A 22,869-nucleotide genomic window follows, 5' to 3' on the forward strand; every position below is an offset into this window, starting at 1 on the left:
AATTGCCCGGCGGCGCTTCGCTTGCACGGGCCTACGGTCCCGTAGGTCGTGGTAAGCGCAGCGCCACCCGACACCCCCTCCCCCAACCCTCTAAATTCCCCAACAAAAAAATAACTGTCATACTTTTCTGGCACTGTTGGACATATCGTGGAAATGCTCGCCATAATAAGGACGAGACGGATTTACCACGTCCTGTGATTGAACTGGAGTGTGAGCTGTAATGGGTCAGGAAAAGTTATACATCGAGAAAGAGCTAAGCTGGTTAGCATTCAACGAACGTGTACTTCAGGAAGCGGCCGATAAAAGCAACCCGCTGATTGAACGTATGCGTTTTTTAGGCATCTATTCCAACAATCTGGATGAGTTCTACAAGGTTCGCTTCGCCGAACTGAAACGCCGAATCATTATCAGCGAAGAACAGGGCTTAAACTCCCACTCGCGGCATCTGCTTGGAAAAATCCAGTCTCGCGTCATGAAAGCCGATCAGGAATTTGATGGCCTCTATAACGAGCTGCTGCTGGAAATGGCACGCAACCAAATCTTCCTGATCAACGAACGCCAGCTCTCCGTGAATCAGCAAAACTGGCTGCGCCACTATTTCAAACATTATCTGCGCCAGCACATTACCCCGATTCTGATCAACCGTGAAACCGATCTGGTGCAGTTCCTGAAAGATGATTACACCTATCTGGCGGTAGAAATCATTCGTGGTGAGACCATTAACTACGCGTTGCTGGAAATACCGTCTGATAAAGTCCCACGCTTTGTAAACCTGCCGCCGGAAACCCCGCGCCGACGTAAGCCGATGATCCTGCTGGATAACATCCTGCGCTACTGCCTGGACGATATCTTCAAAGGCTTCTTCGATTACGACGCGCTCAACGCCTACTCGATGAAGATGACCCGTGACGCCGAGTACGATCTGGTACATGAGATGGAGGCCAGCCTGATGGAGCTGATGTCTTCCAGCCTCAAGCAGCGCCTGACGGCGGAGCCGGTGCGGTTTGTCTATCAGCGCGATATGCCGGACGCGATGGTGGAGATGCTGCGCGATAAGCTGACCATCTCCCGCTACGACTCCATTATCCCCGGTGGGCGTTACCACAACTTTAAAGATTTCATTGGCTTCCCGAACGTCGGCAAGGCCAATCTGGTGAACAAACCGCTGCCGCGCCTGCGCCATATCTGGTTCGATAAGTTCCGCAACGGGTTCGACGCCATCCGCGAACGGGATGTGCTGCTCTACTATCCGTATCACACCTTTGAACACGTGCTGGAATTGCTGCGTCAGGCCTCGTTCGATCCGAACGTGCTGGCGATCAAAATCAACATTTATCGCGTGGCGAAAGATTCCCGTATCATCGATGCGATGATCCACGCGGCGCACAACGGCAAGAAAGTGACCGTGGTGGTTGAGCTCCAGGCTCGCTTCGACGAGGAGGCCAACATCCACTGGGCGCGCCGACTGACGGAAGCGGGCGTACACGTCATCTTCTCCGCGCCAGGGCTGAAAATTCACGCCAAGCTGTTCCTGATCTCCCGTAAAGAGGGCGACGACGTGGTGCGCTACGCCCATATCGGTACCGGGAACTTTAACGAGAAAACCGCGCGAATTTACACCGACTATTCGCTGCTGACTGCCGATGCCCGCATCACCAACGAAGTGCGTCGGGTGTTCAACTTCATTGAGAACCCGTACCGCCCGGTGAGCTTCGATTATCTGCTGGTGTCACCGCAGAACTCACGGCGCCTGCTGTACGATATGATCGATAAAGAGATTGCCAATGCGCAGAACGGCTTGTCGTCCGGCATCACGCTGAAGCTCAACAATTTGGTGGACAAAGGGCTGGTGGACCGCCTGTACGCGGCCTCCAGCTCCGGCGTTCCGGTAAATCTGCTCATTCGCGGCATGTGCTCGCTCATTCCGGAACTGGAAGGCATCAGCGACAATATCCGCGTGATCAGCATTGTGGATCGCTATCTTGAACACGATCGCGTCTATATTTTCGATAACGCCGGTGATAAGCGCGTATACCTCTCGTCCGCCGACTGGATGACGCGTAACATTGATTACCGTATTGAAGTGGCGGCACCGCTGCTGGATCCTCGCCTTAAGCAGCGTATCCTGGACATTATCGAGATCCTGTTCAGCGATACGGTGAAAGCACGTTATATCGACAAAGAACTCAGTAATCGCTATGTACCGCGCGGCAATCGCCGTAAAGTGCGCTCGCAGCTGGCGATTTACGATTACATTAAATCACTTGAGCAATCCGATTAACCTATGCCAATAAACGATAATACCCCACGCCCGCAGGAGTTCGCCGCGGTCGATCTTGGCTCAAACAGTTTCCATATGGTCATCGCCCGCGAGGTGGATGGCGCGATGCAGATCATCGGTCGTCTGAAGCAGCGTGTGCATCTGGCCGATGGTCTCGACGCGCGTAACATGCTGAGCGAAGAGGCCATGGAGCGCGGGCTGAACTGCCTGTCGCTGTTCGCAGAACGTCTGCAAGGCTTTTCGCCGTCCAGCGTCTGCATCGTCGGGACGCATACGCTACGCCAGGCGCTGAACGCGCCGGAGTTTCTTAAGCGCGCGGAAAAGGTTATCCCCTACCCGATTGAGATCATCTCCGGTAACGAAGAAGCGCGCCTGATTTTTATGGGCGTGGAGCATACGCAGCCGGAAAAAGGCCGCAAGCTGGTGATTGATATCGGCGGTGGCTCCACGGAACTGGTGATTGGTGAAGACTTCGAGCCGCGTCTGGTGGAAAGCCGCCGTATGGGCTGCGTCAGCTTCGCGCAGATGTATTTCCCGGGCGGCGTCATCACCCGCGAAAACTTCCAGCGCGCGCGCATGGCCGCCGTACAAAAACTGGAAAATCTGGCCTGGCAATACCGTATTCAGGGCTGGAACGTGGCGCTGGGCGCATCGGGTTCGATTAAAGCGGCCCATGAAGTGCTGCTGGCAATGGGTGAAAAAGACGGGTTTATTACGCCTGAGCGCCTGGTGAAACTCACCGAAGAGGTGCTTAAGCATAAGAGCTTCGACGCCCTGAGTTTGCCGGGTCTGTCCGACGAACGTAAAGCCGTGTTCGTACCGGGGCTGGCGATCCTCTGCGGCGTGTTTGACGCGCTGGCGATCAAAGAGCTGCGCCTCTCTGACGGCGCCCTGCGTGAAGGCGTGCTGTATGAGATGGAAGGCCGTTTCCGTCATCAGGATATTCGCAGCCGCACCGCGCAGAGCCTGGCCAACCAGTACAACATCGACCGCGAACAGGCGAAACGGGTGCTTGAAACCACGGTTCAGATGTACGAGCAGTGGGAGGAGCAGAATCCGAAGCTGGCGCATCCGCAGCTGGCCGCGCTGTTGAAATGGGCCGCCATGTTGCACGAGGTGGGGCTGAACATTAACCACAGCGGAATGCATCGCCATTCAGCCTATATTCTGCAAAACAGCGATCTGCCTGGCTTCAACCAGGAGCAGCAAACCATGATGGCGACGCTGGTGCGCTATCACCGCAAAGCCATCAAGCTCGACGATCTGCCGCGCTTTACGTTATTTAAGAAAAAGCAGTTCCTGCCGCTCATTCAGCTGTTGCGCCTGGGCGTGTTGCTCAATAATCAGCGACAGGCAACCACCACGCCGCCGACGCTGAAGCTAAAAACGGATGACTATCACTGGACGCTGAGCTTCCCGCACGACTGGTTTAGCCAGAACGCGCTGGTGCTGCTGGATCTGGAAAAAGAGCAGCAGTACTGGGAAGCGGTCACCGGCTGGCTGTTGAAGATTGAAGAAGAGAGTTCTGAGGCGGCAGCGTAACGGCTCAGGCGCTCTCCTGAGTAGGCTGCGTGTTGAGCAACGTATCAAGCTCAGCCGGCAACCCAATCAAATAGCCCTGCACATAATCGATACCTAGCGCGTGCACCGCGCTACGTATCTCTTCCGTTTCCACATATTCCGCCACCACCAGCATTTTCTTCATCCGGGCCAGATGGCAAATGGAAGCCACAATCTGGTAATCCAGGCTGTTGCTGACAATATTGCGAATAAAACCGCCGTCGATTTTGAGAATGTCTGCGTCCACGCTTTTTAACCGCGCATAGCTGGCGTAGCCCGTGCCAAAATCATCAATGGCGATCCGGATGCCCATTTTTTGTAATTTCCTGAGGGTCGACGCCGCCAGATCCGCATGACCAAAGGCGCTGCTTTCGGTCACTTCAAAGATCAGCTGCCACGCTTCAACGGCGTATTTGGCTAACAGGCGGCTCACTTCAAGCGGGAACTGCGCCCGGTAGGCGGTAGAAGGTGCGAGGTTGATCGCAAAGCGCTGGCCCGGCAAACGCTGGCGGTGCTGTGCCAGAAAACTCAACGTATGCTCCAGTACCCATAAATCAACACGCGACGATAAACCAAACTCCTGTGCAATGGGCAGGAACTGCTCGGGAAAGATCAGCGCCCCGTTATCATCACGCATTCGCAGCAGCACCTCGTGATAACAATCACCGCGCAGCCCGCGAACAGGCTGAACCAGCAGGGTAAAAGCGTCCTGCTCCAGCGCGGCCTGCAAACGACTCATCATCGCGACCTTATCTTTCAGGCTACGCTGCAAATGAACAGCCCCGCGCTGCTGAAGATTTTCCGGGTGGTTGGTAGAAAGGGAGAGATCGGCCACGATACCCAGTTCCCCCAGCACCAGATAGAGATGATTGACGGGTGAGCGTACATAGCAATAGCTCACGCCGACCTGAGGCTGTACCGGCATACCATCCCAGATAAAAACAAACTGCTTGATATGCTCGTCCAGCGTTTCAATGCGCTGTTGATGCGACTCCGCCTCCAGACGCACCGCCATGTCATACCCGGTGAGGTGATAGACTCGCTCATTGGGCTGAAGGGTGCCGTTTATCCATTGCGCCAGCTGCTGTTTATACTGGATCCGCAGCATCACGCCGTAATTGCGTCCCAGCACCTCCAGCTCGGGCACGCGCAGTAAACAGAGCGCTGACCACGGATGACTGGCCAGCTCGCGCGACAGCGCCCGCAGGTTGGGCATATGCACCACCGGATCGAGAAAAGCCTGACTGCGGGAGCGAATATTGATGGCCCGCTGACGTGTCGCCAGCATCGACATGTACGTCACAACGAAGGAAAAGACCAGATAGCTGGATGAGGTGATCGCCAGCTGAATGCCATACCCCTCTTGCACCGGAATGTAGTGATAAAAAAAGTGAATCGACACCAGCAGGACCGGCGTCCAGATGAGTGACATCAGCTTGTAGCCAAAGCGCATCGCCCCCCAGAGCATCACGGGCATCAGCAGGGACAAGGTGTAGTTGGTACTGAAAATGGAACTGTTTGCATTCATAGGCAGCAGCAGCATGACCAGCAACCCGCCCAGGGCTATAAACCACACCACAAACTCAAAGACCGTCACCTTTTTGTCTATTTGCGCGCGGAGCTGGGACATCAGTCCCTTGATATAGCGCGGATGACGTATCAGACGGATCAGCAGGTAGCTTAGCGGCACGCCCGTCAGCCCGCTCACCAGCAGCCCCTGATAGTTAATAAGGGTCCGAATATTGAGGGGATTCAGTCCTGCGAGGCTATGGCGGCTCTCATAGACGCCGAGATAGACCGCAAACTGAAACAGCAGCAGAAATAGCGTTGCCGGGCAAAACACCTGCCAGAAAATACGCTGCCCCATCAGGCGTATGTCACCGTAAGCGGTCATATTGCGCCGGGGCGCAAATACGCGATAACCGCCCCAGCTGAGCACCAGAGGAACGATAAAATGCAGAATGCCGGCCATGGCTTCAAATAACCCAACGGAGGGGTAATAACGTAAAAACAGCGACACCACCACCCCGGGGAGGGCTTCCAGGCCAAAGAATAACATCAGCGTCAGCAAAAAGGAGAGCGGGAGATAATAGAGCGCAACGATACCGTCGCCCAACTGCGTTAAGGTATTAGCCACACTAAGCACCGGGAGTAACACGACGGGTAAAATAAGAGGAAGTGCCCACCAGCGGTCTTTATTTTGCTTCAGGATGTGGTGAATATTCATAGATGCTCGTTTACAACCCTTGCGCTCCAGAGGGTAAATGAAGACAGGCATCCAACCTGACGTACACGTTGCCTGGAAATTCCTGGCAAGCACAGTGGAGGAGGGATTTTAAATAGCAACGACGGGATGCGGTTGACCTAAATCAAATTAATTTATCTGAATAAACCTTTTTCACGTTTTTTTTGAATATTTTTCCTGTAATTATCAATGCGATAAATAAAAGCGTTGTTTTTAATAACATAAATTAATGTAAGCATTGACGCTATTTTACATTTCGCCGAATTGACCCTGACTTGCGGCTGTGCCTTAATAGCCGTATCGCCCAAAAGGGTATACTCAGGAAAAGAAAGTGAGTCAGGCTACGCGTATGCGAAAACGACATCGATTTAACACCCGGATGACCCGCATCATACTGCTTATCAGTTTCCTGTTTTTCTTTGGCCGCTTTGTTTATTCCTCCATTGGCGCCTGGTATCACCATCAGGACAAAATTCAGTCGCAGCAAACCAGTCTTAGCGTTGAAACGCCCGAGCGCTAACGTACCGGGTGTTTTTGCACTATTCGAATAATGCCTGCAATCCTTTTGTACGAGCGATTTCATCCGACCGGGTATGGTCATCACCGCAGATTTACCTCGGGTTGACGCGGGTCTTTTCCGGACTGGCGATAGCCGCCAACTATCTCCGATACCTAAAATGATTATCTGTCAGATGGCGGGTCGGGTCGGGAAAAAGTGACTCACGTGGCGTGGGATAACAAACCAGGATGGCTCGTGGTTAGTAAGAGTGAGCGGATGAATGATCCTGAACCTGAGCGCGCGATGGCAAAGTTTCGCAGGTCGGGTAGGCTCAGCGCCACCCGACAAGAAAAGCCGATTTCAGCGCCTGTTATCTACAGGATAACTCCTGTTAATCCATGCGTGGTCCTTCTCCCACGTAAACATCCATTTGCGCACCGGGCCGGCCATCACGTTGAGGTAATAACTGTCATACCCGGCCATCGTTGCCACAGGATGGTACCCCCTGGGCACCATCACCACGTCACGGTTATAGACCGCCATACACTCATCCAGCGTTCTGTCGTCGGTGTAGACGCGCTGCATGCAGAAACCCTGCGCAGGGTTAAGACGATGGTAGTAGGTTTCTTCCAGGTACGTCTCCTGCGACGGGTTATCGGTGTCGTGCTTATGACTGGGATACGAGCTGGTGCAGCCCTCACTGGTCCACACTTCCACCACCAGCAGGCTGTCGGCAGGTTTGTCTTCTGGCAGGATGTTGTGCACGTAGCGCTGGTTGTGGCCCATACCGCGCGCTTCGCCGTCGATATCCTGTGGGGCAATCAGCCGCGTCGGATACGCTCCTGTGCCCGGCGCAGCGCAGACGGCCAACTCCAGCTTAGTCAGCGCTTTCACCTCTACAGTCTCCTGTGGGGTCACGTAAACCGCCCAGGGCTTAATGCGCTCGAACGGACTCATCCGCTCGCCGATGTCGTTAAACCGGGCGGAAGGGGTGCTGATGGAAGCGCGACCGGCAACCAGCACCAGACAGCGCTCTTCGCTGACAGCAGGCAGCGTCAGCTGCTGCCCCTCCTGCAACTCATAAGCTTCAAAGCCGACATACCCCCAGTCAGCGCTTTCTGGCGTAACGGACTGCGTGCGCCCCTCCGCGTTCGGCTGTTGCCAGCGTGATAACAGACGTGACATGTCACCTCCTCAAATAAGTCCGGCATTGCGCGCCAGGCGGTGCAGGTTGTTATACCCCAGTCGGGCATAGGTAAGCGGATGGGCGATTGCCGGGTCCTGCTCGGCCTCCACCACCAGCCAGCCGTGATAATTCTGCGCTTTCAGCAGCCGCATGATGGGCGAGTAATTCACACAGCCGTCGCCCGGCACGGTAAACACGCCGCTCAGCACCGCATCAAGGAAGCTGGTTTTGCGGTTTTTGACCTCCGCCAGCACGTCGGCGCGCACGTCTTTGCAGTGAACGTGGTTGATGCGCGACGCCCAGCGCTGCGCCACCGCCAGCGGATCGGCCCCGGCAAAGGTCAGATGTCCGGTATCCAGCAGCAAACCGACCGCCTCCCCGGTGTGGATCATCAGGTTGTCCACTTCCTCAGCGGACTCAATTACTGTGCCCATATGGTGATGGTAGGCAATCTGCACGCCCTGCTGCTGGGTGTAGCGGGCAAATTCGGTGAGCTTCTCGCCATACTCTTTCCAGCGGGCCTGCGGGAAGCGCGGGCGCAGGTGCACCGGGGTCTGCTGCTCGCCATGAATGCAGCCGCTCACCTCCGCAAAGACCAGCACCTTCGCCCCCAACTCGCGCAGCAGCGTCAGGTGCGGCTGCACGGCGGCGATCTCCTCCTCCACGCTGCGCTCCAGCAGGCGGCCGGAGTACCAGCCGGAAACCAGCTGCAGGTCGTGGCGCTGTAGAACAGGGCCGAGCAGGTGCGCTTCGCGCGGGAATTTGTTCCCCAGCTCGAAACCGGCAAAGCCTGCCGCTTTGCCTTCGCTCAGACAGGTCTCCAGCGAGGTTTCCGCCCCGAGAGAAGGCAGATCGTCGTTCGTCCACGTCAGCGGGTTAATGCCTAATTGCACACTCATTGTCGTCTCCATTATGCGTGTCCGCGCTCGCGCCACCAGGCGATAAGCTGTAGGTAGTTGTCCCGGATGCGCGCCACCAGCTGCGCATCGTCAATATCATGTTTCAGCCACGCGCGGGAAGCATCGCCAAACAGCGTGCGTCCCACGGCGAAACCTTTCACCAGCGGCTGCCCCGCCGCGGCTCTGAAGTCGGCCCGGAGCTGTTCTGCCGGAGCATCCAGCCCGAGGATCACCACCCCACGGCAGTACGGGTCCCGGCGTTCGATAATCTCGCTCAACGCCGTCCAGCCCTCTGCGGAGAGCGGTGGCAGTTTCCACCAGTCGGGGTAAATCCCCAGGTTGTAGAAGCGAGAAATGGCCCGCAGGTAAAGTTCGTCGCTGCGCGGCATGCTGGCGGGCAAAATCACTTCCAGCAGCAGCTCGTGCCCGGACTGGCAGCAGGCGTGGTAGACCTCGGCGATTTTCTGCTCCTGCTCCAGGCGCAGGCCGTGGGCATCTTCCGGGTGGAAGAAGACCAGGCACTTCACCACGTGCTCCTGCGGCCAGCTGATAAGCTGGGTGCCGATGTTGCCGTGCTCCATCTCCAGAGGCCGGGAGCCAGGCAGCTCGATGGGGCGGCCAATCCACCACCCTTCCCCGGTGATGGCGTTCAGCGCGTCCTGACCAAAGGTGCCGTCGCACAGCAGACCAGCTTTACCTTCCAGCCCGGCGCGGCTCGCCGCCTCGCGGCTGGCCTGCAGGATCAGTTGCTTCAGCGCCGGAATGCGCTTAAGCGACGCGCCGCACTGCATCGCCATATCCTCAAGCTGGCTGCGGTGATCGAACGCCATCACGCACAGCTCCGGCCACTCGCGGCGACGGGTGGTCACCCGGTGGAGATGGTTAAGACGCGGGTCGAGATCCGGGCGCGGCACATCCGCAGCGCGGGAGAGATAGTCATCCAGCTCAATTTTGCTCGGCATCGCCGGGGCGCAGCCGTGGCGCGACACCACCAGCGCGCCGCAGGCGTTGGCATAGCGGCACGCCTGCTCCCAGCCCTCGTCGTTCAGGTAGCCGCGCAGCAGGCCGGACATAAATGCGTCCCCCGCGCCGAGGACGTTTAGCACCTCCACGCGCACGCCAGTCACCGTCAGGCCGTCGTCCAGACGAGGCGGAATAGCGTCTGTATAGACCGAGCAGCCCAGCGCGCCGCGTTTGCAGACCAGCGTCGCCTGACTCACGCCACGCACCTGAGCCAGCGCCTGTAGCGTATCCGTACTGCCACCCGCAATGTGAAACTCCTCTTCGGTGCCGACAATGACGTCGAAGAGGTGCAGCACCTCCTGTAGCTCACGGGTGACCTTGTCGGCGGCGATAAATCGCGTTTCACCGTCGCCTAAGGAGGTCAGCCCCCACAGCACCGGACGGAAGTCGATGTCCAGCACTGTGCGCACGCCGTGACGGCGGGCATAGCCCAGCGCCGTCAGCACCGCCTCGCGGGTCTGCGGATGAGAAAGATGCGTCCCGGTGATGGCAAGACAACGGGCGGAGGCAATGTAGCTTTCGTCCACATCGCTGGCCGTAATAGCCATATCCGCGCAGTTATCGCGATAAAAAATCAGAGGAAAAGTGTCCCGGTCTTTAATGCCGAGTAGCACCAGCGCCGTGAGGCGTTCTTTATCAATAATCAGATGGCGGGTATCGCAGCCAACCTGGTTGAGCTCTTCGCGCAGGAAGCGGCCCATATGTTCATCGCCAACGCGCGCCAGCATCGACGAGCGTAAACCCTGGCGCGCGGTGCCGTACGCCACGTTGCCGGAAGACCCGCCGAGATATTTGGCGAAGCTCGACGCGTCCTCCAGACGGGCACCAACCTGCTGGCTGTAGAGGTCTACCGCCACGCGGCCCATGCATATCACATCAAACTGCTTTTCCACGTTGATACCTCATCAGACAATATCGTTCACGTTCAGCCAGCGGCCTTCCAGGTGTGAGAGCGCGATCGCGTCCAGCACGCGCGACACCTTCCAGCCCTCTTCGAAGTCCGGCCACATTGGCGCGTCGGCGGCAATCCCGTCCACCAGGTCGCGCACCTCCACCGTTTTTTGATCGTTAAAGCCAATACCATGGCCCGCGCCCATGCAGAACGCGGCGTAGTCCGGGTGCGCCGGGCCAACGAGCAGCGTGCGGAACCCCTGACGGTTCACCGGATCGTCATGCAGATAGAGCTTCAGCTCCGCCATGCGCTCCTGGGTGAAGCTGATGGCGCCTTTGGTCCCGGTGATGACGTACGACAGCCCCATCTTGCGGCCGCAGGCGACGCGGGAGGTTTCAATGACGCCCTGCGCCCCGCTCGCGAAGCGCACCATCGCGTGGGCCTGATCCTCGTTTTCGACGGCAATCATCTCCGACGATCCGGCCTTCGCCGGGCGCTCCGGGACCACGATCTTCAGGTCGCCGCAGACCTGCTCGATATCCCCCACCAGGTACTGGGCCATATTGACGATGTGCGCCGCAAGGTCGCCCAGCGCGCCCAGCCCGGCGGTCTCTTTAAAGCAGTGCCAGTGAATGTGCGACAGCGGGTCGGCCATGTAGTCTTCGTTGTGGGTGCCGTAGAAGTGGATCACCTCGCCAATCTCGCCGCGGGCGATAATCTCCTTCGCCAGCTGCGCGGTCGGGTTCTTCATGTAGTTGAACCCCACCAGCGTTTTCACCCCGGCCCGCTTCGCGGCATCGACCATCGCGCGCGCGTCGTGGGCGTTAAGCGCCAGCGGCTTCTCCGAGTAGACGTGCTTGCCGTGGCGGATCGCCTCCAGCGCCATCTCTTTATGCAGATGGTTGGGTGAGCAAATATCCACTACATCAATGGCCGGGTCGGCCACCAGCGCCCGCCAGTCGCCAGTGGAGCGGTTGAAGCCAAACGCCTGCGCACGTGCTGCCGCCAGCTCCGGCGTCACTTCCGCCACCATCTCGCGCACCAGTGTGCCGCGCAGGTTGAACACCGTCGGGGCCTGGGCATAGGCGATGGCGTGCGCCTTGCCGATATACCCGGTGCCAATCAATCCAATACGAATCTCTTTCATCACGATCCTCACAGTGCGCCGCGACGGCTCTTGGCATAGGTATCGAATGCCACCGCCAGAACGATAATTAATCCGGTGATAATTTGCTGGTAGTAGGCCGAGACGTTCATCAGCACCAGGCCGTTAATCAGAATGCCCATGATGATGGAGCCGATAACGGTGCCGCCGATGCGCCCGTAGCCGCCCATCAGCGAGGTACCGCCGATCACCACCGAGGCGATAACGCGCAGCTCAAAGGAGATCCCGGCCACCGCCTCGGCGCTCCCCAGACGCGCGCTCAGAATGAAGCCTGCCAGTCCCGCCAGGCAGCCGATCAGCACGTAGACGCTGACCAGCACGCGCTTGACGTTCACCCCCGCCAGGCGCGCCGCCTCCGGGTTGCCGCCGATGGCGTAGACGAAGCGGCCCCAGCGGGTTTTATGCAGCGCCAGATAGCCGCCGACGGCGACGATGGCGAAGATCCAGATCGGAATGGAAATGCCGAGCAACTCCCCGCGCCCCCACCAGCGGTAGCCTGGGTCGAAACCGGCGATCGGCGCGCCATCGTTAATCACCAGCGTCAGGCCGCGCCAGATGGTCATCCCGCCGAGGGTGACGATAAACGGCGGCAGGCGCAGGCGGGTGACGCCCAGGCCATGGAGAAATCCAATCGCCGTGCCCATCGCCAGACAAATCCCCAGGCCAATCAGCCAGCTCATGCCGCCCCAGGCGTTCGGGTCAACGGTGGTAAAGTTGTCGCCCTTAATCACGTACGCCGCGGTCATGGCGCACACCGCCAGAATGGAGCCGACGGAGAGGTCGATCCCGGCGGTGAGAATAACGAAGGTCATCCCCACGGCCATGATCCCGTAGATGGAGACTTCGGTCAGAATGTTGAAAATATTGCGTTCAGAGAAAAAGTTGCTGTTCTGCGACTGGAAGAAGATCAGCAGCAGGATCATGAAAATCAGCACCCCGAAGCGCTCGAAGAAGGCGATGGGATCGATGCGTCCGGCGCGTTTGACCGGGGCCTGCGTTTTAGAAATCATCTGCGTCATGGGAAACTCCGTTATGCCGCGTTCAGGGCGTTATGGTTGATAGCCATCATCGTCATCAGCCGTTCTTCGTTAGCGTCGTCACCGTGGATCTCGCCGGTTACCCGACCTTCGCTGAGGGTGATGATCCGGTCAGACACCGCCATCACCTCAGGCAGATCGGAGGAGATCACGATCACCGCCACGCCCTTTTTTGCCATGTCAAACAGCACCTGATGCACTTCCGATTTGGTCCCCACATCGATGCCGCGCGTCGGCTCATCGACGATCAGCACCCGCGGGTTGAGTGCCATACAGCGCGCGAGGATGACTTTTTGCTGGTTACCGCCGGAGAGCTTGCGCACCTCCTGCGCGCTGTTGACCATTTTGATCTGAAGCGCCTGGCGGTAGGATTCAATCAGATCGTCTTCCTTGCGGGTGTTCACAAACCAGCGCCATTTCAGCAGCGAAGAGAGACAGGAGAGCGACAGGTTATCTCGGATCGACAGCCCCAGCACCGCCCCTTCCTTTTTGCGATCTTCCGGCACCAGCGCCACGCCCTGATCGAGGGCATATAACGGGTCACGCGGCTGATACGGCACGCCGTCCAGCTCAAAGCTGCCCGAGGTAAACGCGTCTGCGCCAAACAGGCAGCGCGCCACCTCGGTACGTCCCGCGCCCACCAGTCCGGCGATGCCCAGCACCTCCCCGGCGTGGACGTGGAAGCTGATGTCGTGCAGGGCAATACCGTGCGGATCCAGCGGCGGCTTCTCGCGGCTCAGCCCCTTCACTGCCAGGCGGACGGGTTTGTCTTCATGATGCGTTTCGCTGGCAGGACGACGGTTAAAGGCTACGTCGCGCCCGACCATCAGGCGGATCAGCTGCTCTACGTTGGTCTCCACCACCGCGCCGGTGCCGGTGAAGCGGCCGTCCTGGAAAACGGTGAAGCGATCGCAGAGCTGGAAAACTTCGTGCAGGCGGTGAGTTACATAGATAATACTCACGCCACGGTTTTTAAGCTCCCGCACCACGCGGTGCAGGCTTTCTACTTCGCTGTCGCTCAGCGCGGCGGAAGGTTCATCCATGATGATCAGCCGAGCGTTAAGGGTCAGCGCTCTCGCGATCTCCACCATCTGCTGCTGGGCCACACTCAGGCGGGCAACCGGTGTGGTCGGCGCAACATTCAGTTGCAGGTAATCCAGAATGACCTGCGCCTCCTGGTTTACTGCTTTTTCGTCAACGATCAGGTTGCGCCTGCGCGGTTCGCGCCCGAGAAACATGTTTTCCGCAACGGTCATGTTGGGCAGCAGGTTGAACTCCTGATAGATGGTGATAATGCCCTTGTTCTGGCGTTCCACTGGAGAGTCATCTACCGGCAGCGTTTCGTCGTTAAACCAGATATCCCCGCGGGTTTGCGGCTGCGCGCCCGCGAGCGCTTTCAGCAATGTAGATTTTCCCGCCCCGTTTTCCCCCAGCAGGGCGTGGATTTCTCCGCTACCGACGGTCAGCTGAGCGCTGCTCAGCGCCCAGACGCCGGAAAAGCTTTTTGCCAGGTCGGTCACTTTCAGTAAGGGTTGCGACATCGGTCTGCTCCTCCTCATGTTGAGCCGCCAGAGGCGGCTCGGGATATATCAGTTACCGGCCTCACCGATACGCTCGGCCTGCTGTAGGTTCTCTTTGGTGATCAGCGTCGGCGGGTAGTCGGCTCCGGTGATGGCTTTCTTCTCGCGCACGTTGGCCACCAGCTGGCTCATCGCCGTCTGCACCGCAAAGCCCGGACGCTGATCAGCCGTCACCGCCAGCCAGCCGTCGCGCACGCGAGCCAGCGCTTCCGGTACCGCATCAAAGCCGGTGACCAGAATTTCTCCCGGCTTTACGCCCTGGCCTTGCAGCGCTTCAATAGCCCCCAGCGCCATATCGTCGTTGGCGGAGAGGATCACCTGCGGGCGTTTCGGCAGCGAAGGCAGAACGCTTTCCACAATGCGCATCCCTTCGGAACGCATCCAGTTGCCGGTCTGATCGGCGACGATCTTGTACTTATCCCCGCCCGCCTTCAGACTGTCGCGGATCCCTTTGGTGCGTTCGATATTGGAGGAAGAGCCCGGCTGACCGGTGAGGAGAATGATGTCCGCGCCGTTGGGGAATTTGGTTTTGACGAAATCGCCAATCGCCTGGCCGCCCTTATAGTTGTTGGCGCCGAAGTGCGGCACTTTCTTCTGGCTGTCGACGGAGCGGTCGAGCGTGACCACCGGCAGCTTCGCATCCTGAATTTCATCCACCGCGCTGGAGACCGCGTTTACGTCGTTCGGGGAGACGATAAAGCCCTGCGCCCCGCGGGTGATGGCGTTTTCCAGGTCAGCTACCTGTTTCGGTGAAATGCCCTGCCCGTCCAGCACCTGAAGCTTCACGCCCATCTCTTTTGCGGCTTTCACCGCCGTGCGCTGCATGTGAACTTCAAACGGCATGGCCAGGTTTGGCGTACTGAAAACTATTTGCTCGTTTTCGGCGAGGGCGGCCCCGGACGTCATGGCGATGAGGGCGGCTACGATCAGTTTTTTCATTATTATGTCTCTCTGTGTAGGGTTGTGGTGTTTAGAGGACGATCTCGCGCTGGCTACGCAGCGACTCCAGCGCTTTATCCGCAAGGTACAGCGCACGTTCACCATCATCGCCGCTGCAGTCAGGTACCGCTTCGCCACGCAGGACCGCAACAAAGTGTTCCCATTCCGCGGCGTAAGCGGATTTGTAGCGCTGCAGGAAGAAATGTTCCGGCAGCGCGCTGGTGCAGCCCTGTTTACCGTAGTGTTGCACCTGGTTTTCAAGGATGTTGCCCGCGCACAGCAGCCCTTCGGAGCCGTGCAACTCCAGGCGCTGGTCGTAGCCGTAAGATGAACGGCGGCTGTTAACGATGGTCGCCATCGCGCCGGAGGCGTATTTCAGAACGATAAACGCGGTATCGATATCCCCCGCCTCGCCAATCGCCGGATCCACCAGGTTGCTGCCCTGGGCATACACCGACACCGGCTCTTCGCCCATGATGAAGCGTGCCATGTCAAAATCGTGGATAGTCATATCGCGGAACATGCCGCCGGAGACGCGCACGTATTCCACAGGCGGCGGAGATGGATCGCGGGAGATAATCAGCAGCGATTCCGGCTTGCCGATGCACCCGGCCTGCACGTCGGTTTTAACGCGACGGAACTGCGGGTCAAAGCGGCGGTTAAAGCCGATAAACAGCGGCACATCGTACTCTTTGACCACTTTCAGGCAGTCGCGCACGCGGGCGAGGTCGAGGTGTACCGGCTTTTCACAAAAGATGGCTTTGCCGTGGCGGGCGGCCATTTCAATCAGGTCCGCGTGGGTATCAGTCGCGGAGGCGATCAGCACGGCGTGCACGTTAGGGTCGGTCATCGCATCAATCAAGCTCTGCTGGCGGGCCTGATACTGCGCGGCGAGACGGGTTGCAAATTCCTGATTCGGGTCAACCACGGACCAGAGCGTGGTCGCGCCGTGGCTGGCGATGTTAGCTGCATGAACCTGGCCAATTCGGCCAGCGCCCAGTAAAGCAATGTTAAACATAACGGCTCCCGGTGTTGGTGAATGCTGTGAACTAACGACCCTATAAATAAAACATTTATTTCATTTTTATAAATAGTGAAAATTATGTTTTTGAGTGTGAGTTAACACTTTTGAGATGAAGGAGATAAATTTTGTTATCAATCTCACAACATGGAAGGACGTGCGGCAACTCCCCTCACCCCGGCCCTCTCCCCAAAGGGGCGAGGGAGAAAAGAGCGCACCAAACTATCCCCTCTCCCTTTGGGGAGAGGGTAGGGTAAGGGGAAAATGAAATGAAAATTTCGTTAAGGCGAAAAAACTTAATACTGCCGGGCTTTTTTCAGCTGCGCCTGCGTTTGCTCCGCGGCTTTGCGCACGGCAGACGACGCCGCCACCTGCGCGTCACCGGTACGCCACCACGACGCATAGTCATGGGTCATGGTCTTCGGCAGCACTTTAATGTCCAGCAGCGTCGGGCCAGGGTGCGCGCGTGACGCCTCAAGCGCCGCCAGCAGGCTTTGCTCATCGTTCACACGCCACGCACGGCAGCCGTAGCTTTCCGCATTTTGCGCAAAGTCGACCTTCACCAGCGGCCCGTCAAGCCGCCCGGTTTCCGGGTTGCGCCTGCGGTTTTCCGTGCCAAAACTGCCCATTCCGTGCCCCATCTGTAGGTTGTTAATGCAGCCAAAGCCGGCGTTATCAAATAACAGAATGGTGACTTTGATCCCCTCCTGTACGGCGGTTTGCAGCTCGGAATGGAGCATCATGTACGAACCATCCCCCACCATGGCATAAACCGGTAGCTGCGGTTTCGCGAGCTTCGCGCCAATAGCTGCCGCGATCTCATAGCCCATGCACGAGTAGCCGTACTCCAGATGATAACTGTCCGGCGTTTTGACCTGCCAGAGACGCTGTAAATCGCCCGGCAGCGAACCGGCCGCGCCCACCATGATGGCGTTATCCTCAATATGCTGGTTGATCAGCCCCAGCACCCGCGTCTGGGTCAGCCGGGTGTTGAGCGTCTCGCCGTATTCCGCCAGCTGCGCATCCAGGTGTCCAGCCACTTCGGGTGCGTCATCAGGACGCCACTGGCGATCCCACAGGCGGCAGCACTCGTCGCGCCAGGCGGACTTCGCCCCGGCAATCGCTTCTCCCCAGGCGCTGCGATACCCGGCGAGCGCGTGGGTCAAGCCTCTCAGCCCGGTTTGGGCATCGGCAATCAGCGCGGTGGCGTCCAGCTTCAGGGCATCAAACTCGGCCACGTTCAGCAGCAGGAACTCAACGTCAGGGTGGGAAAAGAGCGCCTTGGAGCCGGTGGTAAAGTCGGTAAGACGCGTGCCGATGCCAATCACTAAGTCAGCCTGTGGCGCAAGCTGGTTGGCGGCCATACCACCGGTTACCCCCACGCCGCCCAGGTTAAGTGGGTGGTCACTTACCAGCGCCCCCTTTCCGGCCTGGGTTTCGGCAAACGGCAGCCGCAGCGTCTCGACAAATTCGCGAAACGCTTCATGCGCGCCGGAATAGCGCACGCCGCCGCCGCAAACCACCAGCGGACGGAGCTTGCGGGCGATCAGCGCCCGCGCCTGCTCCAGGCGCTCCGGATCTGGCGGGCGGCGCTCGATGTGGTGCACGCGACGCGCGAAGAAGCTCAGCGGGTAGTCCCAGGCTTCTCCCTGCACGTCCTGCGGCAGGCAAATGGTCACCGCGCCGGTATCGGCGGGGTCAGTGAGCGTTCGCATCGCGCTTAGCATCGCGCTCATCAGCTGTTCCGGCCGGTTGATGCGGTCCCAGTAGCGGGAGACCGGACGGAAGCAGTCATTAGTGCTGATGCTAAGATCGTGATACTGCTCGATCTGCTGCAGTACGGGGTCCGGCTGGCGGCTGGCGTAGATATCTCCCGGCAGTAGTAGCAGCGGGATGCGGTTCGCCGTCGCCGTTGCCGCTGCGGTAATCATATTGGCAGCGCCTGGCCCGACGGAGGAAGTGACGGCAAAAATGCGCTGACGGCGATGCTGTTTGGCGAACCCCGTCGCCATGTGGGCAATCCCCTGCTCGTTGCACCCCTGCATGATTTTCAGATGACCGGGATCCTGCTCCAGCGCCTGGCCGATACCGAGCACGTTGCCGTGACCAAAGATGGTGGCGACGCCCTCCACGAAGGGCGTTTCAATGCCATCAATGCTGACGTACTGTTGATTAAGGAACCGGACCAGCGCCTGGGCCATGGTCATACGTTCGGTTTGCATAAAACCTCCTGTCAGCCCAGCGTCGGCATGGAGAACGCAGCGCCTGTCTCCTGCTGCATTTCCGGCCAGCGTGCGGTGACGGTTTTCATTCGGGTGTAGAAACGCACGCCGTCGTTACCATGGACGTTGAGCGCACCGAAGATGGAACGCTTCCAGCCACCGAAACTGTGAAATGCCATCGGCACCGGAATCGGCACGTTGACGCCCACCATGCCCGCCTGCACCTCCTCGCAGAAGCGGCGGGCGCAGCCGCCATCACGGGTGAAAATCGCCGTACCATTACCATATTCGTGGCGATTAATCAGGTCCACCGCGCTGCTGTAATCTGCTACGCGAACCACAGAAAGCACCGGGCCAAAAATTTCTTCTTTATAGATGGTCATCTCCGGGGTGACGGTATCGAACAGCGTCGGCCCGACGAAGTAGCCCTGCTCGTGGCCCTTCACGCTGAAGCCGCGACCGTCCACGCGAAGTTTCGCTCCCTGCGCTTCCCCGCTGTCGATGTAGCCCAGCACCTTGCTGCGGTGCGCGGAGGAGATGAGCGGCCCCATTTCGTTTTCTGGCGTCTGGTCCAGCCCTGGCCCAACGCGCAGCGCGGCAATCTGTTTTTCCAGACGGGCGCAGAGGTCATCGGCGGTTTTATCGCCCACCGCCAGTACCACTGAAAGCGCCATACAGCGTTCCCCCGCCGCGCCGTAGGCCGCGCCCATAATGGCGTTGGTTGCCATCTCCATGTCGGCATCCGGCATTAAAATGCAGTGGTTTTTCGCCCCACCCAGCGCCTGACAGCGTTTGCCGTGAGCGGACGCGGTCTGGTAAATGTATTCCGCAATCGGCGTAGAGCCAACAAAGCTCACCGCCTGCACGCGCGGATCGGTCAATAGCACGTCAACGGACTCTTTATCACCCTGCACCACGTTGAAGACGCCATCCGGCAGGCCGGCCTCTTTCAGGAGCTGCGCCAGCGCGAGCGCGAGAGAAGGATCTTTTTCAGAGGGTTTCAGCACGAAGGTATTCCCTGTCGCCAGCGCAATCGGGAACATCCACATCGGCACCATCGCCGGGAAGTTAAACGGTGTGATCCCAACGCAGACCCCGAGCGGCTGCATCAGCGAGTGGCTGTCGACGCCGGTGCCGACGTTCGCAGAGTGCTCACCCTTTTGCAAATGCGGAATACCGCAGGCAAATTCCACCACTTCCAGGCCACGGGTCAATTCGCCCACCGCGTCGGAGAAGACCTTGCCGTGCTCTTCGCTGATGATGCGGGCCAGGCGCGTCATGTTCTCCTCCAGCAGCGACTTGAAGCGGAACATCACGCGCGCGCGCTTAAGCGGAGCCTGGCGCGCCCACGCAGGAAACGCCTGCTGCGCGGCGGCAATCGCCTGCCCGGTTTCCTGCGCCGTACTCATTACCACCTGGCGGATCTGCTCGCCCGTGGCTGGGTTGAAGATCGCCTGAACGCGCTGGCCTGAACCGGTGACACATTCGCCGTGAATAAAATTCGCTACCGTCTCCATCCTTAACCTCTCGCTGTTGATACGTGACTGTTGACTGAACACTGTGTACAAACACTATATATGAAACAAACGTTCCATTTTAAGTTGAAATAAAATAAATGATGATTATTGTGATCAAGGATGGATTTTTATGTTTACAGCCAGTAACACTGGCTCAGCGTGCGCTATTAAGAAATTTCGGGCGAGGAAATGACTGAAGTTTCTGTTTCATTTTTGCTGCCAGATGGATGGCCGACATTTAAAAGACGCGGTTTTGCGTTTAGAATCATGAGACTGTATTTGGGGGATAAGATGACGACAGCAACCAGCCTGAACGAACTGCAGCAGCAAATCCGCGAGCGATACGATAACCTGAGTAAGAGGTTGCAGCAGGTCTCCCGCTATGTACTGGATAACACCAACAGCGTGGCCTTTGATACGGTTGCCGTTATTGCCGAGCGCGCCGACGTGCCGCCCTCGACGCTGATCCGCTTCGCCAACGCCTTTGACTTCACCGGCTTTAATGAAATGAAACAGCTGTTTCGCATGAACCTGGTGGAAGAGACCGCCAGCTACAGCGACCGCGCGCGGCTGTTCCGTGAAATGGAGAGCGAGGCCGTGCCGGAGACGCCGCTCGATATTCTGCACGAGTTCGCCCGCTCGAACGCGCAGGCGCTCCAGCAGCTGGCCGCCCGCGCGGAACCGGAAATGCTGGAGCGCGCAGTGCAGCTGCTGGCTGACGCCGACACCATCTACATCGCCGGACTGCGCCGCTCCTTTAGCGTCGCGGCTTACCTGACCTATGCCCTGAGTCATCTGGAGTGCCGCCCTATTCTGCTCGACGGCATGGGCGGAATGCTGCGCGAACAGATCAGCCGCATTAAAGCGCGCGACATTGTGGTGTCGATCAGCTTCTCGCCGTACGCCGAAGAGACAGTGATGGTCAGTGAAACTGCCGCCAGCGTCGGCGCGCGGCAGATCGTGATTACGGACAGCCAGATAAGCCCCCTGGCGACGTTTAGCGATCTTTGCTTTGTGGTGAAAGAGGCGCAGGTGGATGCGTTTCGGTCTCAGTCGGCAACGCTATGCCTGGTGCAGTCGCTGGTAGTGGCCCTGGCGTATAGGTTGGGTGAAGGGAAGTGAGGAAATAAAAACCCCCTGCACAGGCAGAGGGTTTGGGTGTTAATTCAGAGGGAGATTATTCCCACTCAATCGTAGCCGGTGGCTTACCGCTGATGTCATACACCACGCGGGAAATACCGTTAACTTCGTTGATGATGCGGTTAGACACGCGGCCTAAGAAGTCATACGGCAGGTGCGCCCAGTGCGCGGTCATGAAGTCGATGGTTTCCACCGCACGCAGGGAGACTACCCAGTCGTACTTACGGCCATCGCCCATCACGCCGACAGAGCGAACCGGCAGGAACACGGTGAACGCCTGGCTCACTTTGTTGTACAGGTCAGCTTTGTGCAGCTCTTCGATGAAGATCGCGTCCGCGCGACGCAGCAGGTCGCAGTACTCTTTCTTCACTTCGCCCAGCACGCGCACGCCCAGACCCGGGCCCGGGAACGGGTGACGGTAGAGCATGTCGTACGGCAGACCCAGCTCCAGGCCGATCTTACGCACTTCGTCTTTGAACAGCTCACGCAGCGGCTCAACCAGGCCCATCTTCATCTCTTTCGGCAGGCCGCCCACGTTGTGGTGAGATTTGATGACGTGTGCTTTACCGGTGGCGGAGGCCGCAGACTCGATCACGTCAGGGTAGATGGTGCCCTGCGCCAGCCATTTCACATCTTCCAGCTTCAGCGCTTCTTCGTCGAACACTTCCACGAACACGCGACCGATGATTTTACGTTTCGCTTCCGGATCGTTCTCGCCTTTCAGCGCGTCCAGGAAGCGCTGCTCGCCTTCCACGTGAACGATGTTCAGACCGAAGTGGTCGCCAAACATGTCCATTACCTGCTGGGCTTCGTTCAGACGCAGCAGACCGTTGTCCACGAAGACGCAGGTCAGGTTTTTACCGATGGCGCGGTGCAGCAGCATCGCGGTTACGGAGGAGTCCACGCCGCCGGAGAGGCCGAGGATCACTTTGTCATCACCAACCTGCTGGCGGATACGCTCCACGGCATCGTCGATGATTTTTGCCGGGGTCCACAGGGCTTCACACTTGCAGATGTCACGCACGAAGCGCTCCAGCATGCGTATACCCTGACGGGTGTGGGTCACTTCCGGGTGGAACTGCACGCCGTAGAAACGTTTTTCTTCGTTCGCCATGATGGCGAACGGGCAGCTTTCAGTGCTGGCAACGGTCACGAAGTCAGACGGGATAGCGGTGACTTTGTCGCCGTGGCTCATCCACACGTCCAGCAGCGGTTTGCCGTCTGCGGTCAGGGAGTCTTCGATACCGCGCACCAGCGCGCTGTCGGTGACGACTTCAACCTGTGCGTAGCCGAACTCACGCTCGTTAGAGCCTTCTACGTGGCCGCCCAGCTGCATCGCCATGGTCTGCATGCCGTAGCAAACGCCGAACACCGGTACGCCCGCTTCGAACACGTACTGCGGCGCACGCGGGCTGTTCTCTTCGGTGGTGCTTTCCGGGCCGCCGGACAGGATGATGCCGCTTGGATTGAACTCGCGAATCTGTGCTTCCGTGACATCCCACGCCCACAGCTCACAGTAAACGCCCAGTTCACGCACGCGGCGCGCCACCAGCTGAGTGTACTGAGAACCAAAGTCCAGGATGAGAATGCGATGTTTATGAATGTTTTCCGTCATTGACGCTAATTCCGAGGCAAGTGAAACAAAACAAAGCGCCCGGCATTG

16 protein-coding genes are annotated in these 22,869 nt (G+C 58.4%); 4 read left to right on the forward strand and 12 right to left on the reverse strand.

Annotated features, from left to right (window positions below):
* Positions 1 to 220: 220 nt before the first annotated feature.
* Complete coding sequence (gene ppk1, locus ACQG1Y_RS16460) at positions 221 to 2,281, forward strand: polyphosphate kinase 1 (RefSeq protein WP_109937548.1); 2,061 nt, start codon at positions 221 to 223, stop codon at positions 2,279 to 2,281.
* A 3-nt stretch (positions 2,282 to 2,284) separates the two neighbouring features.
* The gene (gene ppx, locus ACQG1Y_RS16465; RefSeq protein WP_003860570.1) at positions 2,285 to 3,823 is read left to right on the forward strand and encodes an exopolyphosphatase; all 1,539 of its coding nucleotides are present in this window, start codon (positions 2,285 to 2,287) and stop codon (positions 3,821 to 3,823) included.
* Between the two features lie 4 nt (positions 3,824 to 3,827).
* On the opposite strand, the gene ACQG1Y_RS16470 is transcribed toward ppx, so the two are convergent.
* Positions 3,828 to 6,068, reverse strand: coding sequence for an EAL domain-containing protein (locus tag ACQG1Y_RS16470; protein WP_368740549.1), 2,241 nt, complete (start codon positions 6,066 to 6,068; stop codon positions 3,828 to 3,830).
* A 349-nt stretch (positions 6,069 to 6,417) separates the two neighbouring features.
* Between ACQG1Y_RS16470 and ACQG1Y_RS16475 the strand changes: the two genes are divergently transcribed.
* A complete protein-coding gene (locus ACQG1Y_RS16475) occupies positions 6,418 to 6,606 on the forward strand; it encodes a YfgG family protein (protein WP_032654440.1) in 189 nt (62 codons plus the stop codon).
* A gap of 339 nt (positions 6,607 to 6,945) precedes the next feature.
* On the opposite strand, the gene iolB is transcribed toward ACQG1Y_RS16475, so the two are convergent.
* The 10 genes from iolB to ACQG1Y_RS16525 form a co-directional block, all read right to left on the reverse strand.
* Positions 6,946 to 7,770 carry a 5-deoxy-glucuronate isomerase gene (iolB, locus tag ACQG1Y_RS16480; RefSeq protein ID WP_032654443.1) on the reverse strand — a complete coding sequence of 275 codons (825 nt, stop codon included), beginning with the start codon at positions 7,768 to 7,770 and terminating at the stop codon, positions 6,946 to 6,948.
* Between the two features lie 9 nt (positions 7,771 to 7,779).
* The gene (iolE, locus tag ACQG1Y_RS16485; RefSeq protein ID WP_368740548.1) at positions 7,780 to 8,670 is read right to left on the reverse strand and encodes a myo-inosose-2 dehydratase; all 891 of its coding nucleotides are present in this window, start codon (positions 8,668 to 8,670) and stop codon (positions 7,780 to 7,782) included.
* Between the two features lie 11 nt (positions 8,671 to 8,681).
* Entirely contained in the window at positions 8,682 to 10,586 is a 1,905-nt protein-coding gene (locus ACQG1Y_RS16490) for a bifunctional 5-dehydro-2-deoxygluconokinase/5-dehydro-2-deoxyphosphogluconate aldolase (RefSeq protein ID WP_047741444.1), read from the reverse strand.
* 12 nt (positions 10,587 to 10,598) lie between these two features.
* A complete protein-coding gene (locus tag ACQG1Y_RS16495; RefSeq protein WP_063134565.1) occupies positions 10,599 to 11,732 on the reverse strand; it encodes a Gfo/Idh/MocA family protein in 1,134 nt (377 codons plus the stop codon).
* A gap of 8 nt (positions 11,733 to 11,740) precedes the next feature.
* On the reverse strand, positions 11,741 to 12,769 hold the full coding sequence (locus tag ACQG1Y_RS16500; RefSeq protein ID WP_032669397.1) for an ABC transporter permease: 1,029 nt from the start codon (positions 12,767 to 12,769) through the stop codon (positions 11,741 to 11,743).
* 11 nt (positions 12,770 to 12,780) lie between these two features.
* Positions 12,781 to 14,328, reverse strand: coding sequence for a sugar ABC transporter ATP-binding protein (locus ACQG1Y_RS16505; protein WP_032669396.1), 1,548 nt, complete (start codon positions 14,326 to 14,328; stop codon positions 12,781 to 12,783).
* A gap of 48 nt (positions 14,329 to 14,376) precedes the next feature.
* Positions 14,377 to 15,306: a substrate-binding domain-containing protein gene (locus ACQG1Y_RS16510; protein WP_368740547.1), complete on the reverse strand. Its 930-nt coding sequence runs from the start codon at positions 15,304 to 15,306 to the stop codon at positions 14,377 to 14,379.
* Between the two features lie 31 nt (positions 15,307 to 15,337).
* Positions 15,338 to 16,324, reverse strand: coding sequence for an inositol 2-dehydrogenase (gene iolG / locus ACQG1Y_RS16515; protein WP_032669395.1), 987 nt, complete (start codon positions 16,322 to 16,324; stop codon positions 15,338 to 15,340).
* 299 nt (positions 16,325 to 16,623) lie between these two features.
* Complete coding sequence (gene iolD, locus ACQG1Y_RS16520) at positions 16,624 to 18,549, reverse strand: 3D-(3,5/4)-trihydroxycyclohexane-1,2-dione acylhydrolase (decyclizing) (protein ID WP_126495544.1); 1,926 nt, start codon at positions 18,547 to 18,549, stop codon at positions 16,624 to 16,626.
* Positions 18,550 to 18,560: 11 nt separating this feature from the next.
* Complete coding sequence (locus tag ACQG1Y_RS16525; protein ID WP_058686518.1) at positions 18,561 to 20,066, reverse strand: CoA-acylating methylmalonate-semialdehyde dehydrogenase; 1,506 nt, start codon at positions 20,064 to 20,066, stop codon at positions 18,561 to 18,563.
* A gap of 291 nt (positions 20,067 to 20,357) precedes the next feature.
* Here ACQG1Y_RS16525 and ACQG1Y_RS16530 point away from each other — a divergent pair, with 291 nt between their 5' ends.
* The gene (locus tag ACQG1Y_RS16530) at positions 20,358 to 21,188 is read left to right on the forward strand and encodes a MurR/RpiR family transcriptional regulator (protein ID WP_032654464.1); all 831 of its coding nucleotides are present in this window, start codon (positions 20,358 to 20,360) and stop codon (positions 21,186 to 21,188) included.
* A gap of 55 nt (positions 21,189 to 21,243) precedes the next feature.
* On the opposite strand, the gene guaA is transcribed toward ACQG1Y_RS16530, so the two are convergent.
* Complete coding sequence (gene guaA, locus ACQG1Y_RS16535) at positions 21,244 to 22,821, reverse strand: glutamine-hydrolyzing GMP synthase (RefSeq protein WP_368740545.1); 1,578 nt, start codon at positions 22,819 to 22,821, stop codon at positions 21,244 to 21,246.
* Positions 22,822 to 22,869: the final 48 nt, after the last annotated feature.

The organism is Enterobacter cloacae complex sp. 397G4 (assembly GCF_050031515.1).
GTDB lineage: Bacteria > Pseudomonadota > Gammaproteobacteria > Enterobacterales > Enterobacteriaceae > Enterobacter > Enterobacter hormaechei_C.

What these genes read in the sequence shown, in the direction of transcription:
- guaA (WP_368740545.1), bottom strand. Translation starts at nt 22,821, where the DNA reads ATGACGGAAAACATTCATAAACATCGCATTCTCATCCTGGACTTTGGT.
- ACQG1Y_RS16510 (WP_368740547.1), bottom strand. Translation starts at nt 15,306, where the DNA reads ATGAAAAAACTGATCGTAGCCGCCCTCATCGCCATGACGTCCGGGGCC.
- iolG (WP_032669395.1), bottom strand. Translation starts at nt 16,324, where the DNA reads ATGTTTAACATTGCTTTACTGGGCGCTGGCCGAATTGGCCAGGTTCAT.
- ppk1 (WP_109937548.1), top strand. Translation starts at nt 221, where the DNA reads ATGGGTCAGGAAAAGTTATACATCGAGAAAGAGCTAAGCTGGTTAGCA.
- iolE (WP_368740548.1), bottom strand. Translation starts at nt 8,670, where the DNA reads ATGAGTGTGCAATTAGGCATTAACCCGCTGACGTGGACGAACGACGAT.
- iolD (WP_126495544.1), bottom strand. Translation starts at nt 18,549, where the DNA reads ATGCAAACCGAACGTATGACCATGGCCCAGGCGCTGGTCCGGTTCCTT.
- ACQG1Y_RS16505 (WP_032669396.1), bottom strand. Translation starts at nt 14,328, where the DNA reads ATGTCGCAACCCTTACTGAAAGTGACCGACCTGGCAAAAAGCTTTTCC.
- ACQG1Y_RS16470 (WP_368740549.1), bottom strand. Translation starts at nt 6,068, where the DNA reads ATGAATATTCACCACATCCTGAAGCAAAATAAAGACCGCTGGTGGGCA.
- ACQG1Y_RS16530 (WP_032654464.1), top strand. Translation starts at nt 20,358, where the DNA reads ATGACGACAGCAACCAGCCTGAACGAACTGCAGCAGCAAATCCGCGAG.
- ACQG1Y_RS16495 (WP_063134565.1), bottom strand. Translation starts at nt 11,732, where the DNA reads ATGAAAGAGATTCGTATTGGATTGATTGGCACCGGGTATATCGGCAAG.
- iolB (WP_032654443.1), bottom strand. Translation starts at nt 7,770, where the DNA reads ATGTCACGTCTGTTATCACGCTGGCAACAGCCGAACGCGGAGGGGCGC.
- ppx (WP_003860570.1), top strand. Translation starts at nt 2,285, where the DNA reads ATGCCAATAAACGATAATACCCCACGCCCGCAGGAGTTCGCCGCGGTC.
- ACQG1Y_RS16525 (WP_058686518.1), bottom strand. Translation starts at nt 20,066, where the DNA reads ATGGAGACGGTAGCGAATTTTATTCACGGCGAATGTGTCACCGGTTCA.
- ACQG1Y_RS16500 (WP_032669397.1), bottom strand. Translation starts at nt 12,769, where the DNA reads ATGACGCAGATGATTTCTAAAACGCAGGCCCCGGTCAAACGCGCCGGA.